This is a genomic window from Erwinia sp. MYb416, from assembly GCF_037479575.1.
GTDB lineage: Bacteria > Pseudomonadota > Gammaproteobacteria > Enterobacterales > Enterobacteriaceae > Erwinia > Erwinia rhapontici.
This window is the reverse complement of the sequence record NZ_JBBGYT010000091.1, coordinates 1-842: the sequence shown is the minus strand read 5'-3', so window position 1 is coordinate 842 and position 842 is coordinate 1. Positions and strand designations below refer to the sequence as shown.

The 842-nt window shown below is 54.0% G+C and carries 1 protein-coding gene and 1 pseudogene; both read left to right on the top strand.

The window, feature by feature from the left end; translation table 11 throughout:
• A partial coding sequence (gene waaC, locus WH277_RS00805; protein ID WP_339503818.1) for a lipopolysaccharide heptosyltransferase I occupies positions 1-725 on the top strand: 725 nt, incomplete at its 5' end.
• Positions 725-842: pseudogene (locus tag WH277_RS00800) on the top strand (lipopolysaccharide biosynthesis protein); the annotation flags it as partial. The gene waaC and the pseudogene WH277_RS00800, both read left to right, overlap by 1 nt.

The window sequence follows — 842 nt, the reverse complement described above, 5'->3', positions numbered from 1 at the left end:
GTGCACTTCAGTCGCGCGAATACGATGCGATCATTGATGCACAAGGGCTGATTAAGAGCGCAGCGCTGGTAACCCGCCTGGCGAAAGGGGTTAAACATGGGCAGGACAGCCGCAGCGCTCGTGAGCCCTTTGCCAGTTGGTGGTATGACAAACGTCATGAAATCAGCAAACAGCAGCACGCCGTGCAGCGTACCCGCGAGCTGTTTGCGAAAAGCCTGGGATATGCGCTGCCCACGACCACCGGTGATTATGCTATCGCCCAGCACTTTACCCAGGCGCTACCCGCCGATGCGAATCAGTATCTGGTGTTTTTGCACGCCACCACGCGCGACAATAAGCACTGGCCGGAAGCGCACTGGCGCGAACTGATCGAGCTAATGCAGCCTTCAGGTTTAACCATTAAATTACCCTGGGGTGCAGAGCATGAGCATCAGCGCGCATTGCGGCTGGCAGAGGGCTTCGATTTTGTCGAGGTGCTGCCAAAGCTGACGCTGGAACAGGTCGCACGCATGCTTGCCGGCGCTCGCGCCGTGGTGTCGGTGGATACCGGGTTAAGTCACTTAACCGCCGCGCTCGACCGCCCGAACATCACCCTTTACGGCCCGACCGATCCAGGGCTGATTGGCGGATATGGAAAGAATCAGCATCCTATTATTTCGGCTGAAAAAAATATGTCCACACTGAGCGCTGACTTCGTATGGCGCGCGATACTGCAGGTTATTTGATGAAAAAACTTCACATTATTAATTTGGAAAAAATGGGGGGAGTTGAACGTCTCTTCCTGCAGTACATCAATGAAACAACGGATGGCAGTAATAATGTGATTTGCATCGGTAGTGAGA